This is a genomic window from Amycolatopsis sp. NPDC023774 (assembly GCF_040639695.1).
Taxonomy (GTDB): Bacteria; Actinomycetota; Actinomycetes; order Mycobacteriales; family Pseudonocardiaceae; genus Amycolatopsis.
Genome location: NZ_JBFAAJ010000041.1, coordinates 1 through 15,021 on the forward strand (window position 1 = coordinate 1; position 15,021 = coordinate 15,021).

19 protein-coding genes are annotated in these 15,021 nt (G+C 69.7%); 5 read left to right on the top strand and 14 right to left on the bottom strand.

Going from position 1 to position 15,021, the window contains the following annotated elements:
* Nucleotides 1-115: 115 nt before the first annotated feature.
* Nucleotides 116-1,165 carry an NAD(P)-dependent alcohol dehydrogenase gene (locus AB0F91_RS41980; protein WP_360607224.1) on the bottom strand — a complete coding sequence of 350 codons (1,050 nt, stop codon included), beginning with the start codon at nt 1,163-1,165 and terminating at the stop codon, nt 116-118.
* Nucleotides 1,166-1,281: 116 nt separating this feature from the next.
* On the opposite strand from AB0F91_RS41980, the gene AB0F91_RS41985 reads away from it, so the two are divergent.
* Nucleotides 1,282-1,881 carry a TetR/AcrR family transcriptional regulator gene (locus tag AB0F91_RS41985; protein ID WP_360607226.1) on the top strand — a complete coding sequence of 200 codons (600 nt, stop codon included), beginning with the start codon at nt 1,282-1,284 and terminating at the stop codon, nt 1,879-1,881.
* Here AB0F91_RS41985 and AB0F91_RS41990 read toward each other — a convergent pair.
* The 4 genes from AB0F91_RS41990 to AB0F91_RS42005 all read right to left on the bottom strand — a co-directional run bounded on the left by AB0F91_RS41990 (nt 1,872) and on the right by AB0F91_RS42005 (nt 5,063).
* On the bottom strand, nt 1,872-2,348 hold the full coding sequence (locus AB0F91_RS41990) for a hypothetical protein (protein WP_360607228.1): 477 nt from the start codon (nt 2,346-2,348) through the stop codon (nt 1,872-1,874). The genes AB0F91_RS41985 and AB0F91_RS41990 overlap by 10 nt on opposite strands.
* Nucleotides 2,349-2,419: 71 nt before the next feature.
* Nucleotides 2,420-3,433 (bottom strand): NADP-dependent oxidoreductase, encoded by a 1,014-nt coding sequence (locus AB0F91_RS41995; protein WP_360607230.1) that lies wholly within the window; start codon nt 3,431-3,433, stop codon nt 2,420-2,422.
* Between the two features lie 116 nt (nt 3,434-3,549).
* A complete protein-coding gene (locus tag AB0F91_RS42000; protein ID WP_360607232.1) occupies nt 3,550-3,984 on the bottom strand; it encodes an SRPBCC family protein in 435 nt (144 codons plus the stop codon).
* 152 nt (nt 3,985-4,136) lie between these two features.
* Nucleotides 4,137-5,063 carry an ABC transporter substrate-binding protein gene (locus AB0F91_RS42005; RefSeq protein WP_360607234.1) on the bottom strand — a complete coding sequence of 309 codons (927 nt, stop codon included), beginning with the start codon at nt 5,061-5,063 and terminating at the stop codon, nt 4,137-4,139.
* Between the two features lie 136 nt (nt 5,064-5,199).
* On the opposite strand from AB0F91_RS42005, the gene AB0F91_RS42010 reads away from it, so the two are divergent.
* Entirely contained in the window at nt 5,200-5,898 is a 699-nt protein-coding gene (locus AB0F91_RS42010) for an ABC transporter permease (protein ID WP_360607236.1), read from the top strand.
* Nucleotides 5,895-6,605: an ABC transporter permease gene (locus AB0F91_RS42015; protein WP_360607238.1), complete on the top strand. Its 711-nt coding sequence runs from the start codon at nt 5,895-5,897 to the stop codon at nt 6,603-6,605. Before AB0F91_RS42010 ends, AB0F91_RS42015 begins: the two co-directional genes overlap by 4 nt.
* On the opposite strand, the gene AB0F91_RS42020 is transcribed toward AB0F91_RS42015, so the two are convergent.
* The 6 genes from AB0F91_RS42020 to AB0F91_RS42045 all read right to left on the bottom strand — a co-directional run bounded on the left by AB0F91_RS42020 (nt 6,602) and on the right by AB0F91_RS42045 (nt 11,328).
* Nucleotides 6,602-7,966: an aromatic amino acid lyase gene (locus AB0F91_RS42020; protein WP_360607328.1), complete on the bottom strand. Its 1,365-nt coding sequence runs from the start codon at nt 7,964-7,966 to the stop codon at nt 6,602-6,604. The genes AB0F91_RS42015 and AB0F91_RS42020 overlap by 4 nt on opposite strands.
* A 23-nt stretch (nt 7,967-7,989) precedes the next feature.
* A complete protein-coding gene (locus AB0F91_RS42025) occupies nt 7,990-8,997 on the bottom strand; it encodes an ornithine cyclodeaminase family protein (RefSeq protein ID WP_360607240.1) in 1,008 nt (335 codons plus the stop codon).
* Nucleotides 8,994-9,539: a YbaK/EbsC family protein gene (locus AB0F91_RS42030; RefSeq protein WP_360607242.1), complete on the bottom strand. Its 546-nt coding sequence runs from the start codon at nt 9,537-9,539 to the stop codon at nt 8,994-8,996. Before AB0F91_RS42030 ends, AB0F91_RS42025 begins: the two co-directional genes overlap by 4 nt.
* 19 nt (nt 9,540-9,558) lie before the next feature.
* Nucleotides 9,559-9,852 (bottom strand): DUF2516 family protein, encoded by a 294-nt coding sequence (locus AB0F91_RS42035; RefSeq protein ID WP_360607244.1) that lies wholly within the window; start codon nt 9,850-9,852, stop codon nt 9,559-9,561.
* 364 nt (nt 9,853-10,216) lie between these two features.
* Entirely contained in the window at nt 10,217-10,891 is a 675-nt protein-coding gene (locus tag AB0F91_RS42040) for a hypothetical protein (protein WP_360607246.1), read from the bottom strand.
* Nucleotides 10,888-11,328 (bottom strand): helix-turn-helix transcriptional regulator, encoded by a 441-nt coding sequence (locus AB0F91_RS42045; RefSeq protein WP_360607248.1) that lies wholly within the window; start codon nt 11,326-11,328, stop codon nt 10,888-10,890. The genes AB0F91_RS42040 and AB0F91_RS42045 overlap by 4 nt, the downstream gene beginning before the upstream one ends.
* A gap of 110 nt (nt 11,329-11,438) precedes the next feature.
* Here AB0F91_RS42045 and AB0F91_RS42050 point away from each other — a divergent pair, with 110 nt between their 5' ends.
* Nucleotides 11,439-12,614, top strand: coding sequence for a methyltransferase domain-containing protein (locus tag AB0F91_RS42050; protein ID WP_360607250.1), 1,176 nt, complete (start codon nt 11,439-11,441; stop codon nt 12,612-12,614).
* 239 nt (nt 12,615-12,853) lie between these two features.
* On the opposite strand, the gene AB0F91_RS42055 is transcribed toward AB0F91_RS42050, so the two are convergent.
* From AB0F91_RS42055 to AB0F91_RS42065, 3 genes are all read right to left on the bottom strand, one after another.
* A complete protein-coding gene (locus tag AB0F91_RS42055; RefSeq protein ID WP_360607252.1) occupies nt 12,854-13,456 on the bottom strand; it encodes an AAA family ATPase in 603 nt (200 codons plus the stop codon).
* Between the two features lie 73 nt (nt 13,457-13,529).
* Nucleotides 13,530-13,931, bottom strand: coding sequence for a zf-TFIIB domain-containing protein (locus AB0F91_RS42060; RefSeq protein WP_360607330.1), 402 nt, complete (start codon nt 13,929-13,931; stop codon nt 13,530-13,532).
* 15 nt (nt 13,932-13,946) lie between these two features.
* A complete protein-coding gene (locus AB0F91_RS42065; protein ID WP_360607254.1) occupies nt 13,947-14,315 on the bottom strand; it encodes a VOC family protein in 369 nt (122 codons plus the stop codon).
* An 86-nt stretch (nt 14,316-14,401) separates the two neighbouring features.
* Here AB0F91_RS42065 and AB0F91_RS42070 point away from each other — a divergent pair, with 86 nt between their 5' ends.
* Nucleotides 14,402-14,869: a CGNR zinc finger domain-containing protein gene (locus AB0F91_RS42070; RefSeq protein WP_360607256.1), complete on the top strand. Its 468-nt coding sequence runs from the start codon at nt 14,402-14,404 to the stop codon at nt 14,867-14,869.
* The last annotated feature ends 152 nt before the right edge of the window (nt 14,870-15,021 follow it).

Consider the following 15,021-nt stretch of genomic DNA (forward strand, 5'->3'; position numbering starts at 1 on the left):
GGCCGTTGGGTTTTCTCGCCCGGCCCCGCCCACCCCCTTTGGGGGGTTCGGTGCGCTCAACGCACCGAACGCCGCGTTGGGTGCGCTCAACGCAACCAACGCCACATTGGGGTGGTCAGGCGCCGATCGTCGCCGCGTCGATCACGAAGCGGTAGCGCACGTCGCTGTTCTCCACGCGCTCGTAGGCGGTGTTGACCTGGTCGGCGGTGATCGTCTCGATCTCGGCGCCGATGCCGTGCTCGGCGCAGAAGTCGAGCATCTCCTGCGTCTCGCGCATGCCGCCGATGCCCGAGCCGGCGAGAATCTTGTTGCCGCCCAGCAGCGAGAAAGCGTTGTACGACAGGGGCTCGCCGGGGGCGCCGACGTTCACCATCGCGCCACCCACGCGCAGCAGGCTGAGGTAGGCGTCGATCGGCAACTTGGCCGAAACGGTGTTGAGGATGACGTCGAAGCGCCCACGCAGGACGTCGAACGTGGCCTCGTCGCCGGTGGCGTAGTAGTCCTTGGCGCCGAGTTTGAGGCCGTCTTCCTGCTTCTTCAGGCTCTGGCTGAGCACGGTCACCTCGGCGCCCATGGCCACGGCGAGCTTCACGCCCAGGTGGCCGAGCCCACCGAGGCCGACGACCGCGACCTTCTTGCCCGGCCCGACGTGCCACTGGCGCAGCGGCGAGTACGTGGTGATGCCGGCGCACAGCAGGGGCGCGGCGATGTCGAGGCCCAGCCCGTCCGGCACCCGGCAAACGAAGTGGTCCTTCACGACGACCTGGCGGCTGTACCCGCCGTAGGTGTTCTCGCCGTCGTAGCCGACGCCGTTGTAGGTCGGCACATTGCCCTTCAGGCAGGACTGCTCGACACCGGCCAGGCAGTACTCGCACTCGCCGCACGAGTCGACCATGCAGCCGACGCCGACGCGGTCACCGACCTGGTACTTCGTGACGCCCGAGCCGACCGCGGCGACGACGCCGGCGATCTCGTGGCCGGGCACCATGGGGAAGATCGCGGTGCCCCAGTCCTCTTTGGCCTGGTGGATGTCGCTGTGGCAGATGCCGGCGAACGCGACGTCGATCAGCACGTCGTCCGGACGCAGGTCACGGCGCACGATCGTCGTCGGCGCGAGCGGCTGCCCCGCGGCCGGTGCGGCGATGGCGGGTGTGGTGGTGGTCATGAAATCCTCCAGACGATTCCGGGCTCGACCGCCCGGACCATGTAAGACCCCTCTTACATCTCTATGGTAAGAGGGGTCTTACATTCGCGCGACCGAGATCGGGTGTGATCCACGACATGGGCGGCAAGTACCACCACGGCGACCTGCGCGCCGAGCTCGTGCGCGTGTCCCTCGACCTGATCGCCGAACAGGGCCTGGAGGGGTTCTCCGTCGCCCAGGTCGCAAAGCGCGCGAAGGTCTCCGCCGCGGCGCCGTACCGCCACTTCCCCGACCGGTCCAGCCTGATGGCCGCCGTCGCCGCCGCGGCCTCCTGCCGGCTGCGCGACCTGGTCGACAAGGTCATCGCCGAGGAGTCCGACCCGGTCACCCGCCTGGCCTCCGCGCTGGGCACCTACACGCGCTTCTTCATCGACACGCGCCTCGGCTACGCGGTCCTCTTCGCCGACGGCCTGGCCAACCCCGAGTACACCGAGATGCACGACCAGCGCCGCGCCCTGTTCGACACGTTCCTCACCCTCAGCCTCGCCGTCACCGACGGCCACGCGGAGGCCCTCGAACTGCTCGAACAACTCAACGCCCAGTCCCACGGCTACGGCGCCCTGTACCTGGACGGGGTTTCGCCGCGCATGGGCTACTCGGCGGATCAGGTGGTGGCCAAGTCGACGCGAGCGGCGCAGATCGTGATCGAGGCTTATCGGACGGCGGGTCAGAGGTAGTCGAAGAAGCGGCCACCCCAGGTGATCTCGGGCCGCAGTGCCGTATTGATGCCGTCGTAGGGCTCCCAGATCTTCGGCTCGTCGACCAGCCGGTAGCCGAGATCGGCGAGCGCGGTCTCGACGAGCCGTCGGTCTTCGGCTTCGAAGTAGACGTCGCGCTCTTCGCTGTCGTACGCGTCGGGGTTGCAGGGGCCGGCGATCGCGAGGGAAGCGAAGTTGCTCACGGCAACGTAGATCTTCTCGCCGCCCCGCGTCGCCGCCTCGGGGATGTCGAGGCGGGCGTGCAGGGCCGCGTCCTGCACCCACAGGTCGCGGTCGGTGCGGCAGCCGAAGTCTGTGTCCAGCCGCGCGGCGAGCGCGAGGAACCGGCACCGGGTGGCGTCGTGGTCGTAGTCGTGCGGGATCTCCGGGTTGCCGGGCTCGTCGACCGCTCGAAGCAGCCGCCACATCGCTTCACCGGTCAGCACTGGCACATTCTCCACACGAGTCAGGCCGGCCCGCCATCCCCAGCACGGCGAACCGGCCCGGCGCCGCGAAGTCAGCTGAGCCGCACCAGCATCTTGCCGGTGTTCGCGCCGCTGAGCAGGCCCAGGAAGGCGTCCGGCGCGTTGCGGATGCCGTCCACAATGGTCTCCGAGTACTTGATCTCGCCCGAGGCCACCAGAGGCGCCACCTCGGACACGAACTGCTGCTGCAGACGCCAGTGATCGAGCACGAGCATGCCGCGAATCGTCAGGCGCCTGGCGATGATCTGCACCAGGTTGCGCGGCGCGGGCGTCGCCTCGGTGGCGTTGTACTGCGAGATCATGCCGCACACGGTGATGCGCCCGTGCAGGTTCATCGACGCGATGGCGGCTTCGAGGTGCTCGCCGCCGACGTTGTCGAAGTACACGTCGATGCCCTCGGGCGCGGCGTCGGCCAGCTGCTGGGCGACGGGGCCGTCCTTGTAGTTGAAGGCGGCGTCGAAGCCGAGGTCTTCCACGAGGTGGCGCACTTTCTCCGCCGAACCCGCGCTGCCGATCACGCGCTTGGCACCCTTGAGCTTCGCCAGCTGGCCGACGAGCGAACCCACCGCGCCGGCCGCGCCGGAAACGAACACCGTGTCGCCCGGCTTGAACTCCGCGGTGACCAGGAGCCCGGTGTACGCGGTGAGGCCCGGCATGCCGAGCACGCCCAGGTACGTCGAAAGCGGTGCGACCGAACCGTCGACCTTCACGACCTTCGTCGCGTCGACCACGGCATGGGTGCGCCAGCCGAGCTGGTGCAGCACGTGGTCACCGGGCTCGAAGCCGTCCACAGTGGACTTCACGACCTCGCCGACCGCACCGCCGCCCATCGCCTCGCCGACCGCGTAGGGCGGCGCATAGGACTTCGCGTCGTTCATCCGGCCGCGCATGGCCGGGTCGACGCTCATGAACACGTTGCGCACCAGGAGCTGGCCGTCGGCCGGCGTGGGGATGTCAGTGTCGACGACGTCGAAGTTGGCCGACGTCGGGACACCGTGCGGACGGGACGCGAGCCGGATCTCGGTCGCCTGGGTCGGTGCGTTCACCACTGAACTCCAAATCGTAGAGGCTGGGGTCGAACCGGGGCCATCGCCCCGCATACTCCCGCCCAACGAGGCAACCGGGGCGATCATTCCGATTATGCCCGGCCGTGTGGCAAGCGCTACACGATCTCTTCGAGCTTGCCGAGCACGCCGTCGTAGATCTTCTTCAGCCCGCCGGGCGCGAAGGTCTTCTCGAAGAAGCCGCCGACGCCACCGGCGCCGTCCCAGCTCGTCTGGATCCGCACCACGCTGGCCGAGCCCGATGGCGAAACGGTCCAGGTCGTGACCATGCTGGAGTTCGCGTCGGTCTCCACGAGGGTGCCCGGCGACGGCTCGGTCACGGTCGCGGCGACGTCGCGCACGCGCTTCGACGTGGCCTGCAGCTTCCAGCTCGCCTTGGTGCCCGCGCCCACGCCGCCCTCGGTGACCTCGTAGTCGCGGTAGTGCTCGGTGAGCAGCTTCGGCCGGGTCTCGGCGTAGTCGGCGACCAGCTCGCGAACCCTGTCCACCGGCGCGTCGATCGTGCGCTCCGCGGTGGCCGTGACCTTACCCATCTCGCTCCTCGCTGTACTGGCAGAACCCCTCACGCGCCACCTTCGCACACCACCCGATCGCGCACCGCGTCACCAGGGGTTTCCCGCCGAGGGTCACACGAAAAACGGGCCGTCCGGAAAGTCCCGGACGGCCCGTTTCCCGCTGAGAACACTCAGGCGAGGCCCTGCTGCGTCAGCCAGTCCTTTGCGACGTCGGCAGCCGGGTCACCGTCGGAGTCCACGCGCTTGTTCAGCTCGCGCATGCCGTCGGTGGTCAGCTTCGCCGAAACGGCGTTGACCACGGCCGCGAAGTCGGTGCCGCGCTCGTCGAGCACCTTCTTGTTCACCGCCGGCACCACGTTCTCCGTCGGCACGATCTGCAGGTCGTCCTTGAGGGCCACGTACTGCGGGTCGCCAACCAGCGCGCTCACCGAGTCGACCGGGATCACGGTCGCCGCACCCGAGTTGAGCTGCTGCACGCGCGGCCCGGCTTCCTGCACGGTCTGGAACGAGGTGTTCGTCAACTTGTAGACGTCGGTGAAGCCCTTGTAGCAAGGCAGCCGCGACTCGCACTCCGGCGGCCCGGCCATGACGACCTTGGGCAGCTTCTTGAGGTCGCTGATGCTCGTGATGCCGTTGGCCTTCGCCAGGTCGGCCTTTATGATGTAGGTGTTCTTGTCCTCAGCCGCCGCGTAGTTCAGCAGCGCGATGCCGTCCGGCGCGAACAGGTCGGCGAGCTGCTGGTGCTCACCGTCGGCCGTCTTCACCGCGTCCTTGCCGAAGCCGGTCGTGATCGCCGCGCCCTGGTACTCGGGCAGGAACTGCAGCTCACCCGACTTGAGCGACGGGTAGATCAGCTCCCGCGAACCCAGGTTCAGCTTGCGCGTGACGGGGTAGCCCTTGGCCTCGAGCGCGCCCGCGTAGATCTCCGCCAGGATCTGGCTGTCGGTGAAGTTGAACGACGCGACGACGATCGGCGCCCCGCCCTTGCTCTGCGTGGCGGGCTGGCCGCTGTCGGAGCCCCCACCCCCGCACGCGGTCAGGCCGAGCGCGGCCACCGCCACCAACGCGGCCGCTCGGATGTTCCGGGTCCAGCGCACGTCCCCACACTCCTCGTGTCGCCAACAGAGGATTGGACCCTAACCGTGAGCCATGACAGAAACCACATACCGGGAATCACCGGCATCGAATCTCAACAACCGAAATCACCGCGCTCGAACGGGGTAACCTTCCGTGGTGCATGCGTCCGCGGTCACTCCGCTGCTCACCGAGAGCAGCCGGCCGATCTTCGAGTGGCGGTGGGTCGAGCGCAACGCCGACGCCATCGGCCAGCGCCTCGGTGAACACATCGCCCTCACGGCCACGGCCCTGGGCATCGGCCTGGTGGTGTCGCTGGCGCTGGCCACGCTCTGCCTGCGTTACCGCTGGTTCTACCCGCTGGTGCTGGGCACCACGGGTGCCCTGTACGTGATCCCGAGCCTGGGGGCGTTCGCGCTGCTGGTCCCGTTCTTCGGGCTCACGTTCACCACGGCGGTGATCCCGTTGGCCACTTACACGCTGCTGATCCTGATCCGCAACATCGTCACGGGCGTGCAGCAGGTGCCCGCCGAGGTGCGGGAGGCCGCGGTCGGCATGGGCTTCACGCGCGGGCGGCTGCTGTGGCAGGTGGAGCTGCCGCTGGCGCTGCCGGTGGTGATCGCGGGCCTGCGCGTGGCCGCCGTGACCACGATCGGCCTGGTCACCGTGACGTCGCTGCTCGGCATGGGCGGGCTCGGGTACTTCATCCGCGCCGGCATCCAGACGACCACACCGAACCCGAGCCCGATCATCGTCGGCGTGGTGCTGTCGGTGGTGCTCGCGGTGGTCGTCGACCTGTTGTTGTGGCTGAGCGAGCGCGCGCTGGCGCCGTGGGTGCGGAAGGTGCGGACGCGATGAACGTCTTCACGCAGCTGGGCGAGTGGCTCTCGGCGCCGAACCGGTGGAGCTGGACCGACCCCGCGGGGGTGCCCTACCGGACGGTGGAGCACCTGTGGTTCTCCGTGCTGTCGCTGGTGGTCGCGGCCGTGCTCACGATCCCGCTCGCGCTGTGGCTGGCGCACTACCGCCGCGGCGCGTTCCTCGCGAGTAGCGCCGTGAACATCGGGCGCGCGATCCCGAGCTTCGGCCTGATCATCCTGTTCTGGTTCCTGGCCAGCCGCTGGGGCGCCGACACGGACTTCTGGCCACTGCTGCTCGCGCTCGTCGGGCTGGCCCTGCCGCCGCTGTTCACCAACACCTACGCCGGCGTCGTGCAACTGGAGCAGGAGACCATCGACGCGGCGCGCGGCACCGGCTACCGCGAGTGGCAGATCATGCTGAAGCTGGAGCTGCCGCTGGCCTCACCCGTGATCGTGGCGGGCGCGCGCGTGGCGTTCCTGCAGCTGGTGGCCACGGTCGCGATCGGCGCCATCGTCAACGACGGTGGTGGCCTCGGCCGCTACATCGTCGACGGCTTCGCCGAAGGCGCCCAGGGCTACGGCGAGATCTTCGGCGGCGGTCTGGCCGTGATCATCCTGGCCCTGCTGTGCGAAGGGCTCTTCGCGCTGCTCACGCGCTGGGCGACGCCGAAGGGTGTCGCGCTGCAGATGGCTCGGCGCGACTAGCGCAGGTCGTCGATCAGCCGCGTGATCTCCGGACCCAGCGGCCGGTCCACCACGACCGGCGGCACGCGTTCGGCAACCCACGCGTAGAGCGGCTCCAGCGCGGGAGCGCCCTGGCCGCGCAGGTAGCGCGCCTGCGCGGCGGTGACCAGCTCGCACGCCGTGATCGCGGTCAGGTGCGCCAGCGCGTCCTCCAGCTCGGCGCCCGCGGCCCACGCGAACGCCTGCACGTCCTCCTGGCCGGCCGAGGTGTCGAGCGAACCGAGCGTGGCGGGCGCGGCCAGGCGGCGCAGGGCGTGCAGCTCGCCGACCGCGCGTTTGTGCAGCGGCACGAGGCCCGCCTGCGGTCCCGGGTCCACCGCCAGCTGCGGCGGCAGGCCGCTGAACTGCGGGTCGAGCAGGCGGTGCAGCCGTTGTACGGAGATCTCGCCGACGTGGACCAGCAAGGCCTTGAGCGCGTCCATGCGGAAACCGAGCCCGGACGCGTGGTAGCCGGTGGTGGACACGAACTCACCATCTACAAAGGACGGAGAATCGGCTGGGGTATCCCAGGACATTCCCAGCTCCGCTTCGAGGTCGCCGGCCATGCGGTTGAGCAGGTCGAGCACACGGGGACCGACCCGGACCGAGACCGGCGCCTGCACCACGCCCACGCGAGGCTCGGCGCCCGCGATCAGGTCGCGGAACGCAGCCGGCGCGCCGTACCGGTAGACCGAGTGCGGTGACCCGAGGACGTCGACGGCCATCGCGGCGCACTGCGTCTGCAGGTCGAGCAGCCTTCGCGCGCGGCGGCCGCAGACCCACGCGTAGGCCTCGGCCAGCGGGGAGCCCTGGATGAGGCTCGCGCCCTCTTTCGGGCCGAGCTTCAGCGGCTCGACACCTCTTCGCGCCAGCGCGGTCGAGGCCGGTGTCAGCACACCGTCCGCCAGCACCGAACCGAGGCCGGTGAACGTCTGGAACGCGTGCGCCAGCGGGATGATCTCGCCGGCGCTGCCCAGGCCGCCGCGCGGGACGGCAGGCAGGAACCCGTCGTTGAGGCGGTCGACGAGGAACGTCACGAGCTCCGGGCCCACCGCCGCTTCGGAACGCAGGAATCCGCGCAGACGCATGAGCAGCATCGCCCGCGTGAGCTCCGGGGAAAGCCACGGTGGGCCGCCGACCGCGCGGCCCACCAGCAGGTTGTGCTGGTGTTCGGCTTGCTGGGCAGGTGTGAGCTTCATGCCCGCGAGGCGGCCCATGCCGGTGTTGACGCCGTAGATCGGACCGTCGGCGGCGTCGAGCGCGGCCAGCATCGCGGCGCGGTTTTCTTTGACGCGCCTGAGCAGGTCGGGGTGCAGTTCGAGGGGCTCGTCGCCCGCCGCCAGGACGTCGGCGGGCTCGCGGACGATCACCGGTACGGCAGCATCGTGCCGACGTCCGCCGCTTCCGCGCGCTGCAGGATCATGTGCGCGACGGCGACGTCCGTTGTGGACAGTCCACGGTGCCAGAAGAGGATGCGCTCCTCGGCGCCCTCGCGGCCGGGGCGGTTGCCCGCGACGACGTCGCCGATTTCGGCGTGCACGCCGGTTTCGGTCAGCAGCCCGGCGTTGAGGTGGGGCCGCAGGGCGCCGAAGCGGGGGTTGCCCGACTGCGACTCGCGCCAGTTGTCGACCACGACCTTGTCCACGGCGTCGAGCAGCGTGAGCTCGAGGGCGCTGATCGTGCCGTAGGGCACCAGGAACGCACCGGGTCGCAGGAACTCCTTGCGCACCAGTGCTTCCGGCTCCGTCAGGCGAGAGGCTTCCACTAGCACGTCGGCGCCGTCGAGCGTTTCGGCGGCGGTTTCGCAGACGCGGACCTGCTTGCCGAGGTGCTCGGTGAGCCTTTGCGCGAAATACTCGCGGGACTCGGGGCGCTTGCTGGTCACGCGGATCTCGTCGAAGTCGAAGAGCGAGTCGAGCAGCACCACGTTCCACCAAGCCGTGCCGCGCGCGCCGACGTGGCCGAGCACCTTCGAACCCGGCCGCGCGAGGTGTTTCGCGCCGACGGCCGTCATCGCGCCCGTGCGGGCCTCGGTGATCATGGTGCCGTCGACGATCGCGCGCGGCATGCCCGTCTCGGGATCGAGCAGGAGGATCAGGGCCATCTCGCTGGGCAGGCCGCGTTCGAAGTTGCCGACGAAGTCGCCGACCACCTTCACGCCGCTGACCTGCTTGGCCGAGAGGTGGCCGCGAAGGATGTTGAAGTGGCCCTTGCCGCCGTTGTCCGGCACGAGGTGGGTGCGCGGCTCGAACACGACTTCGCCGCGGCCGTGGTCGGCCAGCACGTCCTCGACCGCGCCCACGATGTCGGCGTTGGTGATGCCGAGGCTGTCGATGTCGTCGCCGGTCAGGTAGCGGAGCCAGACGGAGGTCAACGCGCGAGGCCCTCGATGACCTCGGCGCCGGGCAGCGTCTGCAGGGCGGCGCCGGAGATGAGGAGCTTGCTGCCGCGGATGCCACTGCCGATCACGAGCTCCGGCGCGGCGGCCACGCGGGCGTCGATGAGGATCGGCCAGTCGGCCGGCAGGCCGACGGGGGTGATGCCGCCGTACTCCATGCCGGTCAGGGACACCGCTTCGTCCATGGGCGCGAACGACGCCTTGCGCACGTCGAGGCGGCGCTTGATCACGCCGTTCACGTCGGCGCGCGTGGTGGCGAGCACGAGGGCCGCCGCGAAGCGCACCTCGCCGGCGCGCTTGCCGGCGACGACGACGCAGTTGGCCGACGCGTCGAGAGGCGAGCCGTACGTCTCGCAGAAGGCCGCCGTGTCGGCGAGCTCGGGATCGATCTCCGTGACGCCGACGGCGTCGGGCTCCGCGAGGGCGGCGAGCGCCTTCGCGACGGGTTCGGCGAGCAGGTCGGTGCGGGTGGGCGCGGGGACGACCGTGAGGCTCCCGGCGATGGTCCAGGTGGTCACATCAAGAGAATCTACGCGGCTACCAATTGCGGTTGCCCCGCTGCACCTCGATGAGCCGCGGCCGCACATCCACCAGGTACACGAGGGCGGCGGCCATCGCGGGCACCCAGAAGATGAACCCGGCACCTTGGACCTCGAACAGCACCATCGCGATCGTCGCGCCGCCAGTGATCAGCAACCAGATCGGCTTGGTCCTGCGGTCGGCCGCCTGGTACGCGTCGGAGCGCTGCAGCAGCGCATGAACGAAGGCGAAGAGCCCGACCAAGGCGCTGCCCCAGTGGATGACCTGAAGTATCCAATCGGCAACCAGCACGCATGCCAGCTTACGGCAAACCACCCAACGCGCCCCTGGCCCGGCAGTTCACCGGTGCCGGGGCCGAGGGGGTGTGACCTAGTTCTCTGTCGTGGTGGGGGTGTTGCGTTCGGGCGCGTGGTTCGGGTTGGTCCGGTGGGCGGTGAAGTGGCTTTTCGGCCGGGCCTTCGGCGCGCGGCGGGTAGGTGCAAAGGTGTTCGGTCCGCTCCTCGGACCACGGCGGCTTCCCCTGTCCGGCGGCTGCGGTGATCGCGCGGCGACGCAAGGATTGCCGACCCCGCCGGCCGAACCGCGAAAAGCCCGCTCCCCGGCAGCCGACCTGTCGGTGCGGCGCGCCGGGGAGCGGGCGACGTGGTGCGAGGGCCTACTTCTCGGTCTTCGGCGCGGTGGCCGGTTTCTTGGCGACCGTGGTGGTGGTCGTGGTGGTGCGGCGGGCGGGCGAAGCGGTCTTCGGCGCCGTGCGGTTGGCGGCCTTGCGGGCGACCGAGCGGGTCTCGTGGGCGAGGTCGTCGCCCAGGTCCTCGACGGCCTCGGCGGTCTGGTCGGCGACCTCGGTCACCTTGCGGGCGGCCTTCTCGCCGCCGGAGCGGGTGCGCTTGGTGACCTTGGCCAGCACGCCGTCGACGCGCTCGCGGGTCTCGCCGGCCAGGCCGTCCACGCGCTCCTGCGCGGTGGTCAGCGCGTCCTCGAGCTGGTCGAGGGCCTTCTTCACCTGCGGCTGCGCGGAGATCTTGTCCCAGGTCTGCTCGCCGGACTCGGCCAGCTTGTTGTAGAGCTTGAGCGCGGCCTCGGTGTACTCGTCGATGACCTTGCGCAGCTCGGCCGGGTCGAGCTTGCCGCGGAGGCTCTCGACATCGGTGGGCAGCTCTTCGAGGTTCTTGCGGGCGGCCTCGCCGCTCTTGCGGGCCTTCGCGACGGCATCGGTCACGGCGTGGCTCGCGAGGTTGCCGGCGCCGAGCGCGGCGAGCAGCGGGGTGCGGACCTGGTCGATGGCGGTGCTGACGGCCTTGCGGACGTCCTCGGTCTTAGGCGTGGTCATGCCGACTCCTCTGTGGTGTCGTTGGTGGTCTTGGTGGTTGCCGGTGGCTCAGCGGGCGTGCCGGCGGCGTTCTCCCGCCGGAAGGACTCGTAGACGTCGAGCAGAACCTGCTTCTGCCGCTCGGTCAGCACGGTGTCGGCGCGAATTGCGTCGCCGACCGGGCCGCCCGTGGGCACGTCGAGGATTCCCGCCTGCACGTAAAGCGCTTCGGCCGAAATCCGCAGACCCTTGGCGATCTGCTGCAGGATCTCCGCGCTGGGTTTGCGGACCCCGCGCTCGATCTGGCTCAGGTACGGATTGGACACGCCGGCGAGCTTCGACAACTGGCGCAACGAAATCTTCGCCGAACTCCGCTGCTGGCGGATGTACTCGCCGATGTCGGAGGCGATGTCCGCGACCTTCTCGATCGGGTTTTGGGCTCCGCCGGGTTCTGTCATCCGGTCACCTCCTCGCGACACTTCCGACCGTACGCGGACGTGCTAGCTATTGCAAGCACTCTGCTTGCACCATCGGGTGTGGTTCCGCTCACCCGGCTACGGTGGTCCCCATGGCGACTCAGCGATTGCGCCGCAGGCTGGTCAAACACCTGGTCGACGAGGACGTGCTGCACGACCCGAAGTGGGTCGAGGCCTTTCGCAGCGTGCCGCGCCACGTATTCCTGCCGCGGTTCTTCACGCGTGTCGACCAGGGCTGGGCGGCTGTCGACCGTGACGATCCCGGGTGGCTGGAGCGGGCCTACTCGCCCGACGTGCTGGTGACGCAGCTCGACGACGATTCGTCCCTGTGGGAGAAGGCGCGGCGCGAGGGGCCGATCGACGGAGTGCCGACGAGTTCTTCGAGCATGCCCGCGATCATGGCGATCATGCTCGAGGAGCTGCGCGTGGAGGACGGGCAGCGGGTGCTGGAGATCGGCACGGGGACCGGGTACAACGCGGCTTTGCTGAGCCATCGCTGCGGTTCGGGTTCGGTGTCCACTGTGGACGTCGATGCGGGGTTGGTTTCGGCTGCGCGCCGGCGCCTGCAGGAGGCGGGGTACGCGCCGGCGTGCGAAGTCGGAGATGGCGCGCTGGGGTTTCCGGCGGGAGTAATGTTCGACCGGGTGTTGTGTACGGCATCGGTTTCTTCGGTGCCACCGGCCTGGCTCGAGCAGACTGTGCCGGGCGGTCTTGTGGTGACGACGTTGAACCGGCCCCTGGGTGCGGGGCTGGTTCGTCTCGTCGCCGGCCCGGGGGCAACGGGCCAGGGGCGGGTTCTGGCTCGCGACGGTCGTTTCATGCCCCTGCGCGCCCACCGCCGTCCGGCTCCGGCCGCGCTGCCTTCACCTGCTGCTTCGGATTGGCGCCCGACCCGGCTGCCGATCGATTTGCTGCTGAAGCCGCGCTTGAAGTTCGAGTTCTTCGCGTCCCTGGAACTCCCGGGCGTCCACCCCGTCCGCGAACTCCCCGACGGCTCGACCGACGCGATTTCCTCGGGGAACCCCCACGCGGGCCCCTTCGCCCTCACCCACCCCGACGGCTCGTGGGCCCGCTTCCGCACCCACGGCGACACGCTCGAAATCGCCCAAGGCGGCCCCCGCGGCCTGTGGGACCTCGCCGAGCGCGCCCTCGTCCTGTGGAACTCCCTGGGCCGCCCGGAACGCGACCGCTTCGGCCTGACCGTGGACGGCTCGCGCCAGGAGTTCTGGCTGGACGAGCCGGATGGGCTTCGGTGGGAATTGAGTTAGATCGGACCCAAGGGTCTGGCCGCGCGCCGTGGATGAGTCGCTGGGCCTGACCCCACCGGTGGGCGCGCTGTGGGCGGGTGGCTGGGCCCGCCCCAACCGGTGGGCGCGTTGCGGCAGGTGGCTGGGTTCAACCCGAACTCGCGGCCCGCTCAGGCGCATCGCGGAGTGGGTTCGACCTACTCGCCTGCGCCGCCAGTGCCCGGAAGTCGGGTCCGACCTGGCCCGTCCCCGCCGGACGGCTAGCCGGGCAGGTTCGACCTGACCCATTTCTCCACCTGGGTGGCCACGTCATCGAGCAGGGCCGCGGTCGTGTCGAGGTACGGGACCTGCGTGCGGATCCACTGGTTGAACTCGAGCATCTCGTCAATGCGCGGCTCGTCCCATTCGCGCCAGGCGGGGCGTGCGCGCAAGCGTTTGCGGAGGGCCGTGTCGTCCGCGACGAGGGCCAAGTAGTGCACGTCGGAGAAGAAGCTGCGCTCCGGCAGGGGCTCGATTTCTTGCGGGGCGACGGTGCCGCACAGGACGACCGGCCGGCCGTTCTGGTGCAGCATCGCCGCCATGCGGAGCCAGGCCACGCGGAAGGCCGGGATGTCGTCGCGGAGGGCGCCTGTCCACAGGACGTCCTGTTCCAGCACCACCGCGTCCCCGGCCAGTCGCGCGGCCAGCGCCGGGCCGACGGTGGACTTGCCCGCGCCGCTCGGGCCCGTCAGTGCGAACAGCGGCAGCCGTCGGTACGGCCACCGGTGTCCACAGAGGACACACGTCAGGAGCGCGCCCTCGACCCGCGGCCGGTCGGCACGGTCGCCGCACGCGGGGCAAATGCGCAGGTCGAGGGCGAGCACCGGATCAAGAGCGGGTGCCCGACCCGAGGCCGGCGCCGAGTCTGGGCCGAGCACCGGATCGACAGCGGACAACTCAGTCGAACAGGTTCTCAAGGAAGCTGCGCTTGCGGTGGCCGCCGTAGGGGCGAGGTGAGTCCGAGTAGCCGCGATGCCCGCCGTAGGGCCGCGGCGAGTCCGAGTACCCGCCACCGCCGTACGGCCGCGGCGAGTCCGAGTGCCCGCCAACCCGATAGGGCCGCGGCGAGTCCCCGTATCCACCCCGGTACGGGCGCGGTGAGTCCGCCCGCCCGTAGCGCGGCGGTGGGTGCGATCCCCCGTAGTACGTGCTCTCGGCACCGACGATCTGCTCCAGCTCACCGTGGTCCAAAAAGATCCCCCGGCACGCCTCGCACTGTTCGATGTGGATGCCGTTCTTGTCGACGGCCCGCATCCGGTTCTGACACTTCGGACAAATCACGCACCCGAGACTACGCAGATTCCGCCCGGCGCGTCAGCAGGCGCACAGGCAGAACGGATGGCCCACCGGATCGGCGTAGACGCGAAACGTCGAGGGCGAGTCGTCGAGCAGCTTGGCGCCCAGCGAGAGCACTCGGGTGTGCGCGGCTTCCAGGTCGTCCACGTCCAGGTCTAGATGGGCCTGCTGCGGCTGCTCCGCCGAGGGCCACTCGGGCGCGCGGTAGTCCGCCACCTGCTGGAACTCCAAGCGCGTACCGCCGGCCGGGTTGGTCAGGCGCACCCAGCCGCCGTCCGCGTGCACCGCGGGCTCGGGCCAGTCGAGCACCGCGCGGTAGAAGCCGGCGAGCGCGACGGGGTCCGGGCAGTCGAAGACGGTCGAGCCGAAGGTCGGAACGGCACCCATGATCGTGACTCCCTCCAGTAACCAGTATACGGAGTATGGGAGTTAGCAGCCGATGAAGCAACCACCCTCGCTCGTACACTGGTTGCGTGCACACCGACGCGACCCTGGTGGTGGACTTCCTCAACACCGTCGACATCGAGCGCGGCGAAGACCTGCTGGACGACCCCGGGCTGTGGCAACACTGGTCAGCCGAACGCGACCTCTCTCTGAGCAACGCGGACGAAGCCCGCGCCATCCGCGACGCGCTGCGCGCCGCCGTCGGAGATCCGCGGCTCCCCCTGGAACAGCTCGAAGTGCCGCTGACGTTCTCGCTGAACGACCAAGGCCCGCAGCTCCTGGGAGCCACCGCCGTCTCAGCGGTACTGGTCGCCGCCACCCGGCTTTCCATCCGGGGCGACTGGGTCCGACTCAAGATCTGCCCGGCCGACGACTGCCTCGAAGCCTTCTACGACGAGTCCCGCAACCGCTCGCGCACGTGGTGCTCCATGCGCGTCTGCGGCAACCGCGAGAAGGCTCGGACCTGGCGCGCCCGCGCGACGGGTGTGCACAACTGACGGCCTGTGGACAACTCGGGCCCGGCCACCAGATATGCACGTGCAGACGCACCGGATCCCCACACCTTGTGGATGGGCGTTAGGCCAGATCCGTGAAAAACTGTGGATAACCCGGGGGATAACTCAGCTTCCTGTGGACAACTGGTTTGAAG